Genomic DNA, 19933 nt, shown 5'->3' on the forward strand with positions numbered 1-19933 from the left:
GCTTTGACAATGCAGATTCCCTATATTGATATTCATACACATCGGCCCAATGCGATACAGGATGGTTCTACCCTATCTGTTGTAAATATAGCATTGAATCACAATGAGACGATCATTGAGGGCGATTGTTCTATTGGTCTACACCCTTGGTATATCGATGGCAATACACAGGAAGCATTAGAGTTGATGCAGACGGTTATACAGAGAGCGAATGTTGTGGCGGTAGGCGAATGCGGTCTGGATAAAAATGGTGCTGTCCCTTTCGGCGTACAACAGCAGGTTTTTGACCGGCAGATTCTATTGGCTATTGCTTTTCAAAAAACCTTGATCATTCACTGCGTTCGTGCCTTTCAGGAAGTTTTGGCTTCTTTATTAAAAGCAAAATTTCATTTACCTGTTATCTTCCATGGTTATCGCAAGAATTGGACCTTAGCCAAGCAGCTGCTAGATAGGGGATATTATCTTTCGATCGGAACTCATTGTTTGAATGGCAGTCAGGACGAAGTGCTAAGAAACATCCCGTTAGAACATTTATTTTTGGAAACAGATACCTATACAGCAACCCAGGTTGCTACGCTATATCAATATGTCGCAAAAGTCCGATCTATTCCGATAGAGGTGCTCAAGCAGGCATTATATCATAATTATAAGATTGTATTAAAAAAATGAAAGATTTGAGTTGGCTGTCACGCACCGAAGCACTGGTTGGTAGGGCAGCTTTGGAAAAATTAGCGAATTCCCATGTGATGGTCCTTGGTCTAGGCGGTGTGGGATCCTTTGCGGCTGAATTTATCTGTCGTGCAGGGGTTGGTAAGATGACTATCATAGATGGTGATACGGTAGATCCATCCAATAGAAATAGACAGCTGCCAGCACTTGCCACAAACCATGGTGAGGCAAAGGCTGAGATCATGAGACAACGTCTACTGGCTATTAATCCGGAATTGGACTTAGCGGTCATCCAGGACTTTATTATTCCTGAAAAGATACCCGCTTTGTTGGATTTAGCTCCGGACTACTGTGTGGAAGCGATAGATAGCATTACGCCCAAATTATTCTTTATCCGGAGAGCATTGGAGGCCAAAATACCATTTGTGAGCTCAATGGGCGCTGGTGGTAAAGTTGATCCAACGAAAATAGAAATTGCAGACATCAGTAAATCCTACAACTGTAAACTGGCTCAGCATATTCGTAAGAAATTGCGTAAGCACGGTATCCGTGATGGTGTTAAAGTTGCCTTTTCTACGGAATTGCCCGATAAAAGTTCTCTGTTATATACCGATGGAAGTAATTTCAAAAAGTCGGCCTATGGAACAATGTCTTATCTACCTGCAGCATTTGGTGGAGCTATTGCCTCAGTAGCTATTCGGGATTTAATGGAAAATGTTTAAATTTGTAGCAAATAAACATATGCATACATAATAAAAGCTATCCATCAACAGATGGATAGCTTTTATATTTTAATAGAAATAAGAAAATTATCGACCACTTACACCTTTCATATCAATTCCTTTGGGTTTGATGTGTTCCAGTCTTTTCTTTAAAGAATCTATTTTTGTCTTTTCAATATTGCCTGTTGCAATAATAATTCCCCCCCTGACCTGCGCTGTAATGGTCGGAAAATCTTCCAACACCCGATTTACATCCCGAGTGAGGGTAGAATCGACTGCACCTTCCACTATTTCGTGATATTTTTCACGAGCGTCTTCCGGTTCAGGAAGATTTACCATAATATTGTTGTGGATGGATTTAATATTTTCACCGCCAGCGATCTTTGTTTTTTTCTCCACAACCTGTTTTAATGAGTCCGATCCCAGCTGCCCGTTCAACGTCACATTACCTTCTTCCACATCCACCGTTATGCCCTGATTATCCGCTAAAGCTGCTTCAATTTTCGACTTTAGCTTATCATCGGTTTCCGGAGACCGGCATGCGTGAAAAAAAGGTAAAACACCAAATGAAAATATCAAAAGTAACCTGTTTAATCTCATCGTATCGTTTTATTTCGTCTAATATTAAAAACAATTATTAGCACATATTGTTTAGCTTGCCACCAATTGGATAGTTAGTAAAGCGCAGCTATCGTCTGATTTAATTTGTTAAAGAGGAAGCTATCGCCTACCTTCTTTCCCAGGAGCAGCTGGCCTATCGGCGATGCCGCGGAGATAACAAAAACATTGTGATGATCAATTTTTAGGGCACCAATGCTCGAAGCAATAAAGTAGAATCCTACATTTGTTTTAACAAGGCTTCCCAATTTGACAAAATCAGTTTTATCCCCTATTGTTGATTTAATATTCGTGAGCTGCATTAAATCTTTATTTGCTTCAAGTAGCTGCCCTTGATATCGGTTGATGTCCTGTTGGATCATCTCCCGTGAGGTTTCATACTTATCCCCTGCGCTACTTTTTGTGTCGTCATTACTTGAATCCCTGGCAGTTTCCAATGCCGATTCTATCATGGCGATGCGATCATTCGTCCGTTGGATAGCGATTTCTAAAACTTTCTCTTTTATCTCGAAATAGTTATTTGTCATTCTGAAAAATAAGAAATATGTTTTATTCAAAAAAATATAAAAACAACGCGCTTATGATCAATAATATAGCGATAAATCGTTCTATAAAAAAGAGTCCAGGTATTGCAATAAAGCAAAAAATGACTACATTTGTGCACTGAAACACGGAAAGGTGTCAGAGTGGTCGAATGAGCAGTCCTGGAAAGACTGTATACGGGATGACTGTATCGAGGGTTCGAATCCCTCCCTTTCCGCAAAACAAACCGTTTTTAACGCTGTTAAAAACGGTTTTTCTGTTTTAAGTGTTATACCAGCACCAAAAACAGCACCAAAATCAAACCAAAGGAGGAAACGTTTTATGAGAGCTTCATCTTACAAAATTCCACGTATAATAAGGGCCAAATCCGGTGACTGGAGAGTCGTATATGAATACGAGATACCGGGACAGATCGGTGCGTTCAAAAAGTTTTATGTACGTGATGGCATAAATTATATTCATGATCTTCAAGAAAAGGAAATAGCTGCCCAGGAACTTAGGGATGATATCGAGGAAGCTTTGAAAAGTGGATACAACCCTTTTCTTGCAGAGATTCGAACAGAATCAAAGATATTTGCTGAAGAAACGGAAATAAAGCTTAACAAGGAACAATCCCTTCCAGACGCTTGGAACATGAAAGAAGCTGTTGAGAACTTTATAAAATATTGTCAGCTTAAAAATCTAAAAGATACTACGGTTAAGAAATATAAGTCACAAACTAATACTTTGCTCAAATGGTTTACTGAAAACGAAATTGACATGAAGGCTTGCGAAGTGGATGAAGACATAATACTTGATTTTCTGGAACAGTATAATGAAAAGTTTAGCTGGTCTGCACGGACATACAACAATTACATTGATGGGATTGTGACCTTGTTTACCAGATTACCTAGACTGGAGCGAAGAAGAAATAAAGAAATTAAATATAACATTGACCTCGGATATCTAGAGGATAAGAACGCTATCGCGGAAAAAAATAGATATTATGCTCCTAAGGTTGCTGAGTTAATAAAGAAAGAAATTAAGAAAGATATCGAATTGTACAGATATGTAAGATGGATCTTTTATAGCTGTATGAGACCTAATGAAATTAGGCATCTTCAGATAATGCATATTGACCTTGATGCTCGACAAATAAAAGTCGCTGGAGGATTAGGGAAAACCGGTGACAGATTTGTACCGATCTCCAATGAGCTCTTTTCGCTGATCAAAGAAATGGAGGTTGATAAAATGCCTTTGGATTATTATGTGTTTGGAAGTGGCAAAAGACCTTCTCCTAAGAAAACGTTCAATGAATATTTTAGGGAGAAATATAGGCCGATTAAAGTAAAGTTAGGCTTAGACAAAAATTATACTCTATATTCATGGAAACATACACGTGTCGTTTCATTGATCACAGCCGGCTTTGATGATAATCAGGTTATGACGTTAACAGGGCACAGAGATCGTACTGCTTTTGAAGCCTATAAAAGAGATCTCGTTATTGACAACTCGGTGATGAAGGGTAAAACGATTGATTTCTAACAACTTTACGGATAACCATCCACTACAACAATACTTAGTGTTTACATTAGAGATATGGTCAAATTATCAAAAGAAGAATTTCAAGAGGAGGTCATTAAAGGACTGTTAGCCGGTATGTCCCAGCAGGAGATATCTGATGATCTCAAAAATAGAAACCTTGATCCCTTCAGTCTTTCGTCCATCGAAAAATTACTGAAGAACCTAAAAAGTGCCTACAATGCAAAAACCTATTTTCATTTAGGTGCTATAATTGCTACCAGGAGATATTATTTAAAAAAATAACACGGAGAGAAAATTTAACTTTTTCCCGTGTTTTACCCCTTGCAATAATACTAATATTATTAGTATTATTGAGGCTATGGAAACTCTTGAAATATTCTATCAAGGTAGGATGTTGTACCTGCCTTACGAAGTTGAAGATCAATCGCAGATCGAAAAAATTACCAAGGAATACTATGTTTATGGAAAAAAGGGAGAGAGATATACTTTTAAGCAGCATTTCAAATGGTGGGAACTTTGTGAAGGAAAATTAGCCGAGGATCTTTCCAATACTATTATAGATTCTTTTATACTGAGGTATGAGAAAAATTTACTCGGACTTTGTTATTATCACGGGCAGCGACAGATAGTATCAATTTACAATATGGAATATGTTGCACAGGAATATGCCTATTCTCTTCTTGTAAACAATATTGATCTAGGACATCTGACTTACAGTAAATATCATGGTTGGAAACACGATCTTAGGGTAAATTTGACTGCTCAATGGTTCGGAAGCCCCGAGGTTGATATAATAATAGAAATGATAGAAAATGGAGAAATACCTTGGCTAAAAAAGATAAAAAAATAAAAGGCCGAGAACCTGAATCTCGACCTTTTCGCTAACTATTCTTATAAATGGAGGACTATTAAAACAGCTACGAGAAAAAATAGTTTTAAAAGCCAATCAATTTGTATTTTCCATAAAAATAAGGTTTCCATTCTCCAGTGGCCGCATTATAGAGATAACTTGTCCCAACTCGGACATTCCCTAGACTTACACCGATATCGCCACCAATATGAGTCTGCCCATCGTATAGCACCATTGAGCTACTCTCCAGTCTAAATTTAGGTTCCTTAGATTCAATTTGCAACCGCTTCACTCCATTGATCTTTGCACGAGGATCATTGATCCAAAAATCAATATAATGTTTTTTAGGAGCAAGAAAATGGCTGCGCTTCCAGTATTCAGCATAATTTATCTCAGCATTATAGGAAAAATTGAAATGGCCGTTGTCAGCTGTATCTTTCGGACGAACATACTGGATATTGGCCCATTTGTCCGAATAATAGAAACCCGTGTCTGTCCGGGAAGCTGACAATTTCATTCCTTTGATAGTGGTTTCATAGGTGGTCATCAGTTTTACATTTTTTTCATTGATGCCTGCCTGCTCCAGGAATCTCTCCTTCCAATAGCGTGAACTATCATCGAGATTTGAGAGGCTGGAGACGATCTTCTCTTTTTCATCTGTGACCGCATGTTGCATGCCCATTTTATCGATTTTGGTATTCACTCGTTCCACTTCAGCAGATACCATCTCCTTTGCCTTCTGCTCAATGGTAGACCGCTTTGGCTTATTTACTTGTTGAATCAACAACAATGCAAGTATCAGGACTACTAATCCTAATACGATTTCAAATAATGTTCTTTTCATCTTACACCTCCTTTCAGACTATCAAGTTCTCTTTTTTGATCAATTATTACTCCCTTCAACTCCTTCTCTGTGGCATCCTTGAACATGATGGTATTTGTATATTTGTCGACCTGCCCCTCGAGTTTCTCTATGCGTTTTTTTAAATAGTCAACCTGGGAGAGCTGACTGTTGACATAGATCCATAGCACTCCCCAAGCTACAGCAGTAACAATGGTAAGAAGTATCGTGGTTGGATGCCTCACCCATTCTTTCAGGGTAAACTTTTGTATCGTTTGTTCTGCCATCACAGTTTTAGCTAATACCATAATTAAACCGCTTTGCTATCACATTGACGGCAGCCTCAGCAAGACATAACTTCTCCATCTCAAAACGTTTCATGTCGGATTTGTTGGAAACAAATGCTACCTCCCAAAGCACGCTTGATGCCGCCGTATGCAGCATTCCCAATTTACCGCGATGAGACTCACTTTCAGATTTAACACCACGGTTTTTAATATCCAGTGTCAAGGCACAAACACTCGAAAGATCTTTAGCTAAGGACAGTGATTTCTCTCGGGCATCGTTAGCGATTAACGCCGTCGTACCTGAGGCTGAGAGAACATCCGCAGCGTCAAAGTGTATTTCTATCCAATAATCCTGGCTGGTCGCTTGGTTTTTTACTTTTGTGATCACTTGAGAAAGAGTATCGGAATCGTTATCAGTCCAGACCTCAATACTGGGATATTTCCTTTTGAACTCGGAAACCATAAGATCACGTAGTTCGATATTTAGATTATTCTCTTGATAGCCATTCGCTACTGCACCTGAGTCTTTGAAATGGTGCCCTGCTGTTAAATATAATTTTGCCATAGGTCTAAATTTTACCAAGTTGAAAGTGGTGATCTGGCCCAAGTATTAGTTGCGACACAAACATATATGTAGGTTGTTGATATTCGCACCTCCCCTTTCACTCCAGGATCAGTTGCATTAGCTGGAGGTATTGCGTTGGATAGATTTAATACATCTGAAAGTTTTGCTTTTTCATCCAGCTGAGATTGTAGTCCGAAAATATCTTCGATCGCCGTATTATGTGGGTTTCCGGTCACTTGACTATGATCATAAGCATCTTTACCCCGATCACCACGATAAGCTGAAGAAGAAGTTTCTCCAAGTTGTAATCCTTGATTCGTAATTGCATAGGCTGAACCGTTCCATGCGTAAAATTGATTGGAGAAAACATCCCAATAAAGTTTTAATTCCTCCGGAGTATATGGAATATCATCTAAATCCTGAAAGGTTGTATTATTGATCCATTTACCCAAAAGTATTACAGCAGCACTTAATGTATCTAGCACAGCACGTAATGTGGCCGGGGTAATGGCCGTGATAAGACTAGTACCTGCTATAGCCTCTTGTTCAGTCGCAATCCTCAAGACGCCCGCAGTTTCAGTTGTCGCCTGGGATATTCCCGTAATCAAGTTCTGCAGCTCTGTTTTTGTATAGAAAGACGAAGCTAAACTGACGATCAATGTAGCTCCGGAGAATTTGGTAATTTTTAGGGTACCGTCGCCTTGATCGGCAACACTGGTCCATATCTCATCTACGGCTGCGTTATATTTGGCACGAAAACCGGATTGTATCTTATCCGAAGAATTGATTTTTTGAATTGCCATAGAATTTGTCAGTTAAAGTCTTCGAACCTACAGCTTTCGATCCAAGCACCAACGGTACTATTTTCGAAATCTTCAAAGGTCCAATCCGCATAGTCCTGACAATTCTCCTGGTCTGGTGGGACGGTGTTATTCAAAAGTACTTTATATTTCAAAAGTTTAAAAAAAACTTTTTCGGATGTTGGAAACCATTCCATTTCATAGATCCAACCGCTCACCCGATTGCCGTCAAGATCTAGGGTGGAAATATATCCATAGTTGTCTCCCAGCTGGCTCTTATTGGATATAGCATTTTTAATCTTTGTGATCTCTTCCTTTGACAACCGAGCATAAAACGTCACCCAATCAGGAATAAATATTCGCTCCCGGTCTCCAAATTCTGCCAATGCAATATTATCAGATTCTGTGATCGGAACATCTAATAGATCAATATCGCAGTTCCTATTGACAATTGTTTTGGTGAAGAGCTCTCCATTTTGCTTGACAAAGGTGTTTTTTATCAATTCAGATCCATCTTTGTACATATACCCTCCATTGAGCCACTTCGCCCAATTTAGCAACATTCGTTTCGGTGAAAACCTTAGATTATAGGCCGTGCTGGGATCGATCAGGGTTGAAGGATCTGCATAAATATTTTCATTCTTTTCAGTCTGATAATCCGAACCATTAAAGTTCCCAAGGGCAATAAGAAAACAATCGTCATCATATTTTGTAGATGTTTTATTTATGCCCTCAGATGAATATCGTTCGCGACGGGTCAACTCAATTGCATATCCTGAAGCAACAAGTTTTGATATCTGTGAAAATTTATTGTCATGCCTTTTGATCGGACTAGTGTATTCGTGAACTGTATTAAATTCATCAAGGATCTGCTCGCCTTCATCCGGATATTTTTCATAACCAATTTCGATATTATTAAAGACGAGCTCTTGTGCTGTCTCCTCCTGATATTCTGATGGGTACTCAATGAATAAGATCTCTTTATTTCTATAGAAAAATTCACGCCTTTCTAGTCTCATACGCTCATTGCCTGTCTCGTCATATTCATAGGCCATGCCAAGACAATATATTGAAGAGAGACTTTCAATGAGCGTTTTCAAGGAAATTTCAATCCCTTTGTTTTCGACGAATTCCCGTAATTGGAAACCGTTGGATATTCCACTTTTCGAGCCGCAGCCATCTACTGGATATCCATTTGAGACCCTTCCAAAAAAGTCAGATATCAGGATATTCTTAATGCTAGTTATACTATTGAGAATTCGGTCTAGGGATTCATATACAAGCAACCCTTTTACTTCTGATTTTGGAGTGAATGAATTACCATTAATAGAGATGTAACTTTTAGTTAGGTTAGCGTAAAAAAGAATTTGTTGTTTATTGCTTGCTTCATAGGTGAAAATTGTAAACATCCTTATTTCATCGCCTATCTCAATAAAGTGGGATCCAGAATAATTGAATTGGCAACGGCAATTATAACTTGCATCATCAACTTTCCTTCTTTGATCATTTATTTGTTCGAAGTAAAATTTTGAATTGCCTCCTCCTGTCCTGATTTCAAAGACGGTTTTAACCACAATATTCCGATACTCTCGGTCAGAAATTATGCTTTTTTTCTGAAGGATTGAATTAAATGACCAGTCGAAAGACAAATCGAACTGGAATGTTCCATTAACTTCAGATTTCCAAAGAAAGCCGGGATTGTTGGTAGCTAAGATATTGAATTCTCTCTGATTGATTCCCTTAATACTTGTCTTTTCAACCGTACTGTAAGGATAAATGATTATCGGCGTTTCTCCTTGCCCTCCACCTTCTGAGGTGATACCTAATGTATCTTTATTTGCGAAAAATGATTGCATGATCGTTTTTGAGTGGGTCTCAATTTTAATCACTGGAGCTGAAGCAAGCGGTTTCTGGTCGAGATCTAGCTCAGCCATCAAATCAACTTTGGTATCAAACCGCGCTTTGATGATATCATGAAGACTCTTCCGTTCAACGGAACAGGAAACCCGGCCTTTGAATTTTTTAAAAGTTGATAAAACCAACCGGCCACTAAATTCAATTGTCTCGATATTTCCACGCTTTACACCTTGAGTAAAGGCGATGTCAGCATCCAAACCATTTTCCTCGTAAATTCTTTGGATGAATGGGCCACCGGCAGCACAATCGAATTCTAATTGGATATCGCCATCAGAATATTCATAATTAAGTCCGTGCCAATCTTTGTCCCGGGTGATTTTAAAGGAGATCGAATCCCACCCCACTGGCTCATCTTCTAGGTCTAAAACTTCACCTAAGTATTCAAGTCTAAAAAAAGTACAAGCCATTATTTTAAAGAGTTTCTTTTGTTCAACATTTCTACGGTGGTATTTCCTTTTCGGATTCTTTTTCTGAATCCATTTTCATCTACTGTCCAATTGGTAATAGGCAAGCCCGACATTCTGGCTCCGATGGCATCAGCTAATTTTGCTTCATCGATTTTCACTGATTTGAATGCTTCCGCCATTATCGAAACTTCATTATTTCGCTTATATTCATGTACAGACAATGCCATTTCGCGGTTGGCGGCTGAGTAGCGATCAATCTTCATTCGCTCGAGCATTTTATCAGTTTCGCGCGCGTTGAAGACTTGAGATCCTTTCGGAATATAAATTCGTGTGCGATCTTTATAATATGTCATTTTTCCGGTGCGGGAATCTTTCACGATCTCGTGGCCACGTTCCGCAACATCAGCAATACCTTCTTCGGAGTTTCGGGTACCGGTCCAATAAGCTAATGGTTTGCTCATGACCATTGCAGCTTGCGCAATACCGATCCCACCCACAACAGCAGCCATTATAATACCGGCGATCGGGCCAAGTTGCGCCAAAGCCATTGTAATACCCATTGCAGTATTAATGGCAATCTGGAAGAGTGCATTGTTGCGCTCAGCCTGCGCTTGCTTTTTCTTCTCAGCTCTGATCTTTGCATTATAATCGGCTTCAATCTGCTGTTTGACCCTAGCTCTCTCCTTTTCATCCTCAATGCCTGCAGTTTCCAATTCAATAACCCTCTCTTTTTCTGATTCAAGAACCTCAATCCTTTTTTCAGACTGATCGATCTGAAATTGAAAAATTACCTGGCCAACTGATTTTGCCATTTCACCATAGAATGCGACAGCTTCCCCTAGATCTTTAAATTGAATTTTACCCTTTTTTACAAATTCGAACAATTGATCGGCAAGTGTCCCAAACAAATTTCCCCAACCTTCACCCAAGTAGTCTCTGATCACATCAACAGACTGCATCATTACATTCTTGATCTTGTCGATATTCTCAAGCTGTTTTTGGGTAATGTGCTCATTTGATGAGAGAACATTTCGGGCAATCTGTTGATCAATGTCGGTTACATCCTTGCCATATGATTTGTATAAAGCACGGAGTTCTTGGAGCATCTGAGCTTCGTTCAATAGCCGTTGAATGGTAACATCTTCGCCTTTTGTTTCCCGGGAGCTGAGAATGGACTGGTCCGTTTCGTATTTTCTCTGTACGCTAGAAGCCTTAGCGGTTACATCTTTCTCAGCCTCAGTTTTAAGGATTGGAGTACCATTTACTGAAATAAATTTATCTGCGCCTTCTTTCTTCGTTTGAGCGATCTGAGATTGCAATTGAGCACGTTTAACTGCATCAGTTTCTAACTTCAGGCGTCGTTCAAGTTCCGAAACGAGAATGTCTGTTCTACGTTTTTGATATTCAGATTCTAAGATTGTACCAGTCGCATATATCTGTTCCAGGCTAGCCAGTTCAATATCATATTTATTCTGAAGCTGTTTCTCGTCAAAATCCTTTTTCCATTTTCCATATTCGACATCAAGCGCTTTCAGCTGATCATTGATCATCTTTGCTTCCTGAAGATGTGATTTTTCGGAGCTACTATTTAACAGTTTTTGGCGTTCCAGCAATGCCTTCTTCCGTATTTCCAAACGTTGCTTCTCGAATTCAGCTTCGGAAATCAATTGTTGCCCGTATGAATTTTGTAACTGGAGCAATTCCATTTGCTCTTGTTGTTGAATAAGAGCAAGCATTTCATTAAAGCGTTTTTTAGCTTCAGCAGCCAATTGCTTAGAGGTTTTGGTTTTGGTGTCGGTTACCTTGCTAGCCAGATCATTTTCACGCCGTTCAATTTCTTGAAGGATTTCGTACTGAGTTTCCTTGTCGTACCCGGCTTGAGCTATACGATTTGCCAAAGCATCTTTCTCTGCTTTTTTATAGACTTTTGTTGCATAAATTCGTTGAAATGTTTTCGAAAGATCATAACGCTGCGTTTGTTCGTCATTATTGGTGCCATCGAACATTCCTGTTTGTTCTCTGAAATTTTTAAGATCTTTTTCAATTCCAACCCTCAGATTCCTATTTTGCAAGAGAAGTCTATTGGAATTAACCAAACTATTATTGTACGAATTGAGGCCTGAAATAAGTATATCATATTTATTGGAAGCGAGAACTTTATGTAGTTCTCGATGCTCTTTTGCCTCTTTCTGGATGTAAGAAATTAAATTCTGATAAATGTAAGCTGATTTTTCACGTTCGTTATTTCCCTTGATCTCAAAGGTGATTCCATCATTAGCCAATTCTTCTTGGATTTTGGCTAGTTGCAAGAGGACCGTTTGCCGGTCATCATAAAGGTTATTCATAGCCTCAGCTTCCTCTTTGACAGCTTTGTCCAGTTTAGTTGCTCGCTCCTGGTAGGCAATTCTCAATACGTACGCATCATTTATTTTATCTAAAATTGGAAGTAACTCTGCATTTGTGACTTTTTCTGCGTCGATCTGTTCGAGATAAGCTGGATAAGTCGCTTTCAAACTTTCTATGATCTCTCGTCGTCTGGCGGCTGAAGTATTGGTACTATCCAATTCAATCCGCATTGCAATTAAAGACAACTTCTCTTTTTGAAGCTCTTCGGCAGGTTCCGTGGCAATTAGATCAGCGAAAGCGTTGGTCAACTTGGTTGCGCCATCAACAGCACCCATTAGAAAGTCTTGCAGTTGGGCTGAAGAGACAACTTTGGTGATAGAATTCTGAAATCTATTAACAGATCCTTGCAGGCTGACCACCTTGTTGTCGGTTTCATTTCCAAAAGTTTTATCTAATTGAGCCGCAAATTTTGGCAGGAAATCGTAAGCAACTACTTCACCGTTTTTCAGCATTTTGTCGAGCTCCTGCTCTGTGACACCAATTGCCTGAGCGGCCATAGCGAATGCCCCCGGGAGACGTTCTCCCAATTGCCCCCGTAATTCTTCGGCTGAGACTTTTCCTTTTGACAACATCTGAGAAAGAGCAAGGAATACCCCTTGTGTATCATCGGCAGACATTCGCATTGTCGCAGTAGCCTTAGCCACTGATTCAAATATCCATCGAGTCTGGGAACTTGTTAGATTTGATTCTTTAGCAGCCCCTGTCCATAGTCGGAAAGCATTACTAGTCGACATGAACTCCAGCCCGAGATGATCAGTAGTTCTATTCAAGAAGTCCATGTTCCGATTAAACTCATCGGTAGATCCGGATGTATACTTCATGACAGTATTCAAACTGTCAAGTTGCAACGTAATCTCATAGATCTTGGTGACGGCTTGTTGGAGTGAATCGAATCCAATAGCTGTTGCGAGCAACCCGAATACTTTAGAACCAATTCCACCAAGCTTAGCTAAAGCAGATGAGTAATTACCTACATTGCGGTAATGCATTCCCATCTGCTCGTCCATTTTCTTTAGAGCCTTGACATTAAGTTCAATCTGTTTTTGGAGCTCAGCAGCCTCTTTGTTATTTTTATTAATAGCGCCTGTTGCCTTATCAAAGGCATTAGGCAGGTTTTGTAGCTCCTTTTTTAGAAGTTCTGTTTCCCGAGAAAGAGCACTATAGGTACCATCAATCTGCTCTATATTCCTTTTGGCATTCCGGAGATCACCATTCAGTTTGTTGAATTGAACTGAAACCTGTTTGATCTTATCGATCAGCTGCTGTTGTCTTTCTTTATTCTCTTTAGTATCGTGGCTTAGCTCTGAGTATTCCTTTTCGAGAGCCTTGATTGTGTCCTTACATTCTTTAAGTCCAAGTGTATGAACATCTATGATAGCTGTTAGATCGTTGACAGCTGCTTTTGCCTCCTTATGCTTAGCAATGAGTTTTTCAGATTCTTTTGCATGAGCTGAGACAGCTTCGGCAGCACCTTTATTAGAAACCTGAACTTGCTGAAGCTTTTCCTTAAGCTTTTCGAGCTCAGCCTGCATCTTGACCACTTCTTGTCCTGATTTCTTCAGCTGAGCAACAAACACATTTTTCATTGCTGCAGCTGACACTTTAATCTCAGAGAAAACCTGATTCAGGTCCTGCAAACCTGCCTTTACATCATCGTCGAAAAAATCGGAATACTTAATGGGACCTTTGGACATTGGGAATATCGATTAAATAGTTAAACAAATAAAACTATCCAACCGACCGTCTCCTGGTCGTTAGAATGGTATATTCAAAAGTACTGTTAGGGATTTACTTTTGCAAATGAGTTATGTCAAGCTCCTTGGATATCGCTTCGACTACTTCCTCATATTGTTCTTTGGTAATAAGACCGGCGCGGTATTGCTGATCAGCCTCTTCATAGATTTTTGAAAGCTCTTCCGCTTTCATATCATTTAACACAGCTTGCTGAATCTCAGGATAACTCGAAGCAAAAGTGCCAGTAGGGAATTTTCTTATGTGGTCTTTCACCCATTCCATATGAACAGAACGTTGTTCATCAGTCATCGCTGGGCCATCCCAGTATGTCGCTTTTTCTTCTTTTCCAATAGACATAAGCCCCCTTGCTGAGCGGATAAATCCAAACAGAAAGAAAATGAAAAGTCCAAAAATCAGAATTATTAACCACATAATTGTCAGTTGCTAAAATACGAAAAAAGGTCGACATTTGTCGACCTCTTAAGTTATATTCCCTTGGCAACTATCAAGGTTAATTCACCAGTGAATTGAGGCTTCTCACCGACAAAGGGGGAAAACCTTCCGTCATTTGTTTGGATCAGAATGTTATTATCGTCATCTGTAGCGACGAACATATAGGTATTTGGAAGCACTACATTGGTAGCTGTTACTAAATCATAGTCACTTTCCCAGACCTTAAAAAATTTATACCCGTCCCACGTGGCTAGAACTTGACACCGCTTGTGATCTTGGGGCAGGATCCCAGTAACATATATATTGCTAACATACATGGGCTGATTATTGTTGCGACGATAAAATGAGTAACCTCCCCAAATTCCATACTCTCCTGCTGTTCCTGGATTGCCATTTGCTCGTTGATATGACCATTTCGATTCAGTAAAAACTAGATCCCCTTTAACCTTAAACTTGTCGGCCCTAGCTGCTGTATAAACTCCATTTGGCACATCATCGGACCCGAAAACAAGACTGTGAGGGAGAACGCCAACTCCGCCGAATTTCTTAAATACATCGCTAGTCCACTGAAGAACAATAGGCGACCCGTCTCTAATGGACTGTTCCCATTCTTTAAGATTAGTCGATCTAAACACCCGATTTTGTTGCCCTTGTGGTGTATCTTCAACAGGAAGATCCCCATGCGTGACGATAAGCTCACCCCAATAGGGATCAATTGTAGTAGCGTGAATGTGGGCGTAGGGTTTGTATTGAGGATTTGAGATACAATAAGGATGCATGTTACCAAGATTGAATAACCTATTATGCCAAGTCGCTCCGTCATCAAAACTGTAATATATTGAGTAATTGGCTTTATCATTCAAATCAAAATATCTCTTAGCTTCGTTAGGATCTTCATCGGCGGTATATCTTTTACCATAACCCGAAATAAGAATTCTACTGCCGTATTGGCTGAATCCCCAAACGTTGGTATATTGAGTTCTATTATTCGCATTATCAAAAGTCATCTTCATTGTCCAAACTGTCCTATTGGACGAGGATACCCAAATTTGTGCTATTTTTTGAGTATCCCAATCTCCTTCCGTCAAAACAAGTAGTTCCCCACTGTTCAGTCGGCGGCATAATACTGGTAAATTATCAAATGACCTTACTTTGGTTATATTTAAACTTAAAACATCAGAGAGTGTAGAACAATAACCAATAGAATTGTCCAATTTGTTATTAAACCAGTAAACATTATCTGCATCGCAACCTAAAAATTTAATATTGGCACCAAGATTCACATATTTAACACCTCGAAGTTTATCGGAAATAGGTGAAACAGTTTCCGTTGATAAGATGTAATCATCCAGTTTTTCAGCATTAAAAAATGATTTTTTGAAAGTGATTGAGCCCAATTGAACTTCGTCAAGCCTAGATTGTGATATTTCTGCGAAAGTTGATATATGAATTTTAGATTTAATATCCCCGGTACCACCTTTAAAGGCGAGGTCAGTCAACAAATTGTTTTCATAAGTCATGACGCCGTTGTAACTTGATGGAAGTACATTCCAGTCTACATACACATAGAATTTCGATTTAAGTGCAGTAGAATAAGGAATAAGTTCAACAGTTTCTACTCCTGTAGCGTCAATGATTGCTTTATTTAAAGTCGCTATTGGAACTGCGTTAACCAGCGCCACGTCGTTGATCGGTTGACGATACAAATGGATCTGATACTTATTTGCCTCCCCATCATTTAGATAATTCTTCCTGATAATTCTGAAAAAATATTTATATACGGCAGGATCGTACGGATAAATGAATAACATATCTTTAAAAAACTGCGCATAATCCCTTGTCAATGGACCTGAAAAACTGTTCTTCTCGAAAAATGGAGAATAGCTTTCTACATTTTTCAATAAGCTATTGGGTATTGACTGTGCTCCAACAGCCATTGCATTAAAACGCCCCCATAAAGACTTATCAAGGGTCTGGGCATTAAATGCCGAAAAGCTAAGCGCGTTCGAGAAATCGACAACCAGTGTCAGTTTACAAAAATTATTGTCAGAAACTAATACGATTTTTGACTTGTCTGTGTGATCGGCGTAATTGACAGAAAAAACGACACTCTGAACAGGTAGAGTCCCGGACATGGAGTCGTTGAAGTTGATAATTATAGAGGCGCCTGTATCCCCTCTACTGAATAATACCACACTCGCTTCTGATACTTGCTGACCTTGTTTTCTTTCTATCTTTAAATCCTTGATGCAACTTAAAATCGGATAAAGCTGTAATGTGTTGTTTTCAAAAAAAGCATAATTATCAAACATCTCGCGCAATGTGGCATCATTGTTTAAGAAAAACCTGCGCCTGGTCGAATTGTTGATTATGATAGCACCCTTTTCAACATTTTTTGTTACCCATGTCGCCAAATCAGAATCATATACACCTACTTTCGCCTGCTGCACATCTTCTCTTCGGGCGAAAACAGTTTTAGTTTTATCTGTCAGGTCATTCCAATACCAATTTGTAGCCCAACTCCTAATTTCATTTACAGCTACGCCGTTGTCAATAAGGATGCTTGAATTTGAAGGAGCCTGTACAGTTGTCGCATTAAAACGGCCCCAAAGTGATTTGTCTAATGTTTGGGCATTAAATGCTGTGAAATTTAATGTGTTAGTGAAATCTACTGTTAAGGTCAATTTACAGATATTGTTATCTGAGGTAAGAACAATTTTTGCCTTGTCATTGTGGTCAGAATAAACAACATTAAAGACTATATTTTGCACGGGGAGAGTACCGGACATTGCATCGTTTAGGTTAATGATTATCTGTGCCCCGGTATCTGATCTAGTAAATGAAACTATTGATACTTCCCTTATTTTGAGCTCGGTTTTTAGATTTAATTTTAAATCTTTAATGCAACTTAAAATAGGATAAAGTAATAATACAGACTGTGAAAATAAAACATAACTGTTGAACTGCTCTATTAATGTTGCATCTGAGGTAGTAAGATAATTTCGTTTTGTTACAGAATCATAAACACGGGAATTGGGAAGAACGTCTTTGATAACCCATTGTGCCAATGCTGTATTGTACTTTCCAACTTTGGTCTGTTTAATATCTTCACGTCGAGCCAAAGTTATTTTGGTTTTGTCAACAGCTGCATCATTCCAGTACCAATTAGAGGCCCATAAATGTATTTTTTCAACAACAATACTGTTGTTTGTTGAATCAAATTCCTTTAGAATAGTTCCTTGTTTGTCGCTCAATGCTCTAGTACCTGATACCGATGTTAAGTTATCTTCTACTTCGGGTTGCGCTTGTGGGATAGTAGTTAATGACCACGTTGGTGGATTTTTCTCTCCATCAAAAAACAATGTCCCTGTATTATTTAAAGGTACAGTGTAAGAATGTATGTTGGTTCCATCATTCCAATAATATGTTCCGGGTTTCAAATTCGTAATTTTACGTTTATAACCAATCGGAAATGTAGGCAAGGATACTCCAGGTGGATAGTCTGCTGGATCCAAATCAATTCCATTGACGACTAGATCTTTCCTTGATTCCTCGATTAATAGATTGAAAGCAACATTTCCAACCAATCCCGTTTCTTTATCGATTCCCATTATAGAACGTACTTTGGTAGCGTCTACAATAAATGGTGTTTGATTATCGTATTCGATATCTTCTAAATTTCCCATAATATATCTTAAATTGAGGTTTTTACTATAATTCTTTGATTCTTGTTAATTATGATCCGCCGACCTAGGTTGTCAGCTAGATATCTAAAATCGTAAGGCAATCCTTCAGTCCCAGAACAATAATTCAGGGATGAAAAACCCTCGTCCCATAACTCGAACTCTCCCTTGCTCCGCTTTGATGCAATAAGAGGTTCGGAGCTATATCCTGTTTTGAAAGTGTATAATTTGCCATTTATCCATATCTCTGAATGAAACAGCAAAGCTTCGCAAGCCTCGTGAGCTCCCTTGTCGAAATAATACGACTGAAACTTCACGAAGCGATCCATTGTTCCATTCAGGTTTCTTAGCTTTCCTGTGGTTGATGAACGATACTGCTCAATATTGTATTCCGGCTGTTGATCAATCCGGAAAATATGCAGACGATACTGCTGATAGAAATTCTTTAAAACCACCCAATTGAAGCCAAAAAGATTGCGCCCGTTATTTCTATATCGAACAATAGTCGTGTTATCTTCGAATCCTGAAGTCATGACCCGAACCATATTCGAACGTAGGTCTAGGGTGTTGTCGCTATTTTTTATCTGGAGACGATAAACTCCAACAGTGGTATTAGGACATGTCAAATAGCAAACGAAATTGAACCGGTCTTCTTCAATGGAATCTAATAATACAGCAGCTATACTTTCGAGAATTATCGTGCCATCCGGAGTGATCAAATTTAACTTGAAACCTTTTGTATATTCTACTCCGTTTGCCACATTGACATAAAACGCTGTTACCTCTCCAGGGACGAGTACCGGCATGTATGGCAGATTGTTCTTTTCTGTAGGATAAGGACAGGGAACAAACTTAGTATCCTTAACGTAAGGGTACTCAGCCCATCGCAAAAAATTGTTGTTATTAATTTCCATTTTTCAGTTCAGCATTGCGTTTTTCAAAGTGTTTTATCCGCGAATAAAACTCAAATATTGTGAGTTCCTTTACCGCGATCCCCGACTCCTCCATGCTGGAGCGGATCTCTTCAAATCCAAGTTCATGATCAACTAGAAAATTGTTTTGTCTTCCAAAATTTCTCGGTTTTGCAAAATCAATGAAGTACTCACTCAATTCATTCAATACCCGGAGCAGATTGTCGTTCTCACCTTCCAATTCAAGCTCTATCCGAGTTTCTATAAGCTTAATCATGTTATCCAAGTAATTGAAATCGTTTCCTCCAAACCATTTAGGGAAATACATTTCTAATTCGATATCAATTTTTTTTTTATTTGGTCTAGCTGCTCCTCTACCATTCCTATTGTCAATCCCTGGTCCGAAAGTTTCCCTAATATTTCCTGAAGATTTTCCGTTGAATAGTCAGAAACATGTCCTCCATCGATAGCATGTATAAAGCAACCGAAAGCAAGAGACTTGTATGAGATACCTTCAAGTGCAGAATAGATATTATAATGCAAATTTTCGCGCTCCACAATCGCATCCTCTATTTTACCCACTGAAAGGAAAGTATCCAATTTCTCGAAATGATCGTTGACCGACTCCATGGTTGAACCAATACCCGACTCTTGGATCATGTATCCCTGAAAAATATTGAATACTTTAACCGGCATCTCCTTAATACTAGAATACATCTTTACTTTGGTGCCTGAGTTTAATTCTACTACTGTCATATAACCATATATTTAAAGGATAAAAACGATATAGGTGCTGTGACAAAAGGAATAATCAAAAAGAATGGATCACTGTGCAAATAGGCTGCACAGATACATACTAAGAACGATATCCTAAACCCAAAACAAAAAATACATTTGGCACACCATTGTAGAAACTTTGGTTTATGCATTTCGTACCAGGAGAACCACCCCCATTTATGGAGACAATAGGTTAATGTAGCAATGATCAATGCGAGTAAAATTG

Annotated in this window: 18 protein-coding genes and 1 tRNA gene; 6 read left to right on the top strand and 13 right to left on the bottom strand. The window is 39.0% G+C overall.

Features of this window, described 5'->3' with window-relative positions:
* The first annotated feature begins 9 nt into the window (after positions 1–9).
* Both BWD42_RS03950 and BWD42_RS03955 read left to right on the top strand, forming a co-directional pair.
* Positions 10–669: a TatD family hydrolase gene (locus BWD42_RS03950; protein WP_077433335.1), complete on the top strand. Its 660-nt coding sequence runs from the start codon at positions 10–12 to the stop codon at positions 667–669.
* Entirely contained in the window at positions 666–1391 is a 726-nt protein-coding gene (locus BWD42_RS03955) for a ThiF family adenylyltransferase (protein ID WP_077433337.1), read from the top strand. Before BWD42_RS03950 ends, BWD42_RS03955 begins: the two co-directional genes overlap by 4 nt.
* A gap of 87 nt (positions 1392–1478) precedes the next feature.
* Here the strand turns inward: BWD42_RS03955 and BWD42_RS03960 are convergent, their stop codons facing one another.
* Together BWD42_RS03960 and BWD42_RS03965 are read right to left on the bottom strand one after the other, a co-directional pair.
* Entirely contained in the window at positions 1479–1991 is a 513-nt protein-coding gene (locus BWD42_RS03960; protein WP_077433339.1) for a BON domain-containing protein, read from the bottom strand.
* Positions 1992–2065: 74 nt separating this feature from the next.
* Entirely contained in the window at positions 2066–2536 is a 471-nt protein-coding gene (locus BWD42_RS03965) for a GreA/GreB family elongation factor (protein ID WP_139351007.1), read from the bottom strand.
* Positions 2537–2681: 145 nt separating this feature from the next.
* Between BWD42_RS03965 and BWD42_RS24605 the strand changes: the two genes are divergently transcribed.
* The 4 genes from BWD42_RS24605 (at position 2682) to BWD42_RS03980 (ending at position 4926) form a co-directional block, all read left to right on the top strand.
* Positions 2682–2769: transfer RNA gene (locus tag BWD42_RS24605), tRNA-Ser, on the top strand.
* A 104-nt stretch (positions 2770–2873) separates the two neighbouring features.
* A complete protein-coding gene (locus tag BWD42_RS03970; RefSeq protein ID WP_139351008.1) occupies positions 2874–4076 on the top strand; it encodes a tyrosine-type recombinase/integrase in 1203 nt (400 codons plus the stop codon).
* Positions 4077–4130: 54 nt separating this feature from the next.
* Complete coding sequence (locus tag BWD42_RS03975) at positions 4131–4358, top strand: hypothetical protein (protein ID WP_077433343.1); 228 nt, start codon at positions 4131–4133, stop codon at positions 4356–4358.
* A 76-nt stretch (positions 4359–4434) separates the two neighbouring features.
* Positions 4435–4926, top strand: coding sequence for a hypothetical protein (locus BWD42_RS03980; RefSeq protein ID WP_077433345.1), 492 nt, complete (start codon positions 4435–4437; stop codon positions 4924–4926).
* 85 nt (positions 4927–5011) lie between these two features.
* On the opposite strand, the gene BWD42_RS03985 is transcribed toward BWD42_RS03980, so the two are convergent.
* The 11 genes from BWD42_RS03985 to BWD42_RS04035 all read right to left on the bottom strand — a co-directional run bounded on the left by BWD42_RS03985 (position 5012) and on the right by BWD42_RS04035 (position 19686).
* Complete coding sequence (locus BWD42_RS03985) at positions 5012–5770, bottom strand: hypothetical protein (RefSeq protein WP_077433347.1); 759 nt, start codon at positions 5768–5770, stop codon at positions 5012–5014.
* Positions 5767–6075: a hypothetical protein gene (locus BWD42_RS03990; RefSeq protein WP_077433349.1), complete on the bottom strand. Its 309-nt coding sequence runs from the start codon at positions 6073–6075 to the stop codon at positions 5767–5769. The genes BWD42_RS03985 and BWD42_RS03990 overlap by 4 nt, the downstream gene beginning before the upstream one ends.
* The gene (locus BWD42_RS03995; protein ID WP_077433351.1) at positions 6062–6619 is read right to left on the bottom strand and encodes an N-acetylmuramoyl-L-alanine amidase; all 558 of its coding nucleotides are present in this window, start codon (positions 6617–6619) and stop codon (positions 6062–6064) included. The genes BWD42_RS03990 and BWD42_RS03995 overlap by 14 nt, the downstream gene beginning before the upstream one ends.
* A gap of 11 nt (positions 6620–6630) precedes the next feature.
* Positions 6631–7422 (bottom strand): hypothetical protein, encoded by a 792-nt coding sequence (locus BWD42_RS04000; RefSeq protein ID WP_077433353.1) that lies wholly within the window; start codon positions 7420–7422, stop codon positions 6631–6633.
* 8 nt (positions 7423–7430) lie between these two features.
* Entirely contained in the window at positions 7431–9743 is a 2313-nt protein-coding gene (locus BWD42_RS04005) for a hypothetical protein (protein ID WP_077433355.1), read from the bottom strand.
* Positions 9743–13843, bottom strand: coding sequence for a tape measure protein (locus tag BWD42_RS04010; protein ID WP_077433357.1), 4101 nt, complete (start codon positions 13841–13843; stop codon positions 9743–9745). Before BWD42_RS04010 ends, BWD42_RS04005 begins: the two co-directional genes overlap by 1 nt.
* Before the next feature lie 94 nt (positions 13844–13937).
* Positions 13938–14315 (bottom strand): hypothetical protein, encoded by a 378-nt coding sequence (locus BWD42_RS04015; protein WP_077433359.1) that lies wholly within the window; start codon positions 14313–14315, stop codon positions 13938–13940.
* Between the two features lie 53 nt (positions 14316–14368).
* Positions 14369–18022 carry a hypothetical protein gene (locus BWD42_RS04020; protein ID WP_077433361.1) on the bottom strand — a complete coding sequence of 1218 codons (3654 nt, stop codon included), beginning with the start codon at positions 18020–18022 and terminating at the stop codon, positions 14369–14371.
* Positions 18023–18030: 8 nt separating this feature from the next.
* Positions 18031–18933 (bottom strand): hypothetical protein, encoded by a 903-nt coding sequence (locus BWD42_RS04025; RefSeq protein WP_077433363.1) that lies wholly within the window; start codon positions 18931–18933, stop codon positions 18031–18033.
* A complete protein-coding gene (locus BWD42_RS04030; RefSeq protein ID WP_139351010.1) occupies positions 18923–19207 on the bottom strand; it encodes a hypothetical protein in 285 nt (94 codons plus the stop codon). Before BWD42_RS04030 ends, BWD42_RS04025 begins: the two co-directional genes overlap by 11 nt.
* Positions 19208–19260: 53 nt before the next feature.
* Entirely contained in the window at positions 19261–19686 is a 426-nt protein-coding gene (locus BWD42_RS04035) for a hypothetical protein (RefSeq protein ID WP_077433367.1), read from the bottom strand.
* Between the last annotated feature and the right edge of the window lie 247 nt (positions 19687–19933).

The organism is Sphingobacterium sp. CZ-UAM, assembly GCF_002000245.1.
Classification (GTDB): Bacteria; Bacteroidota; Bacteroidia; order Sphingobacteriales; family Sphingobacteriaceae; genus Sphingobacterium.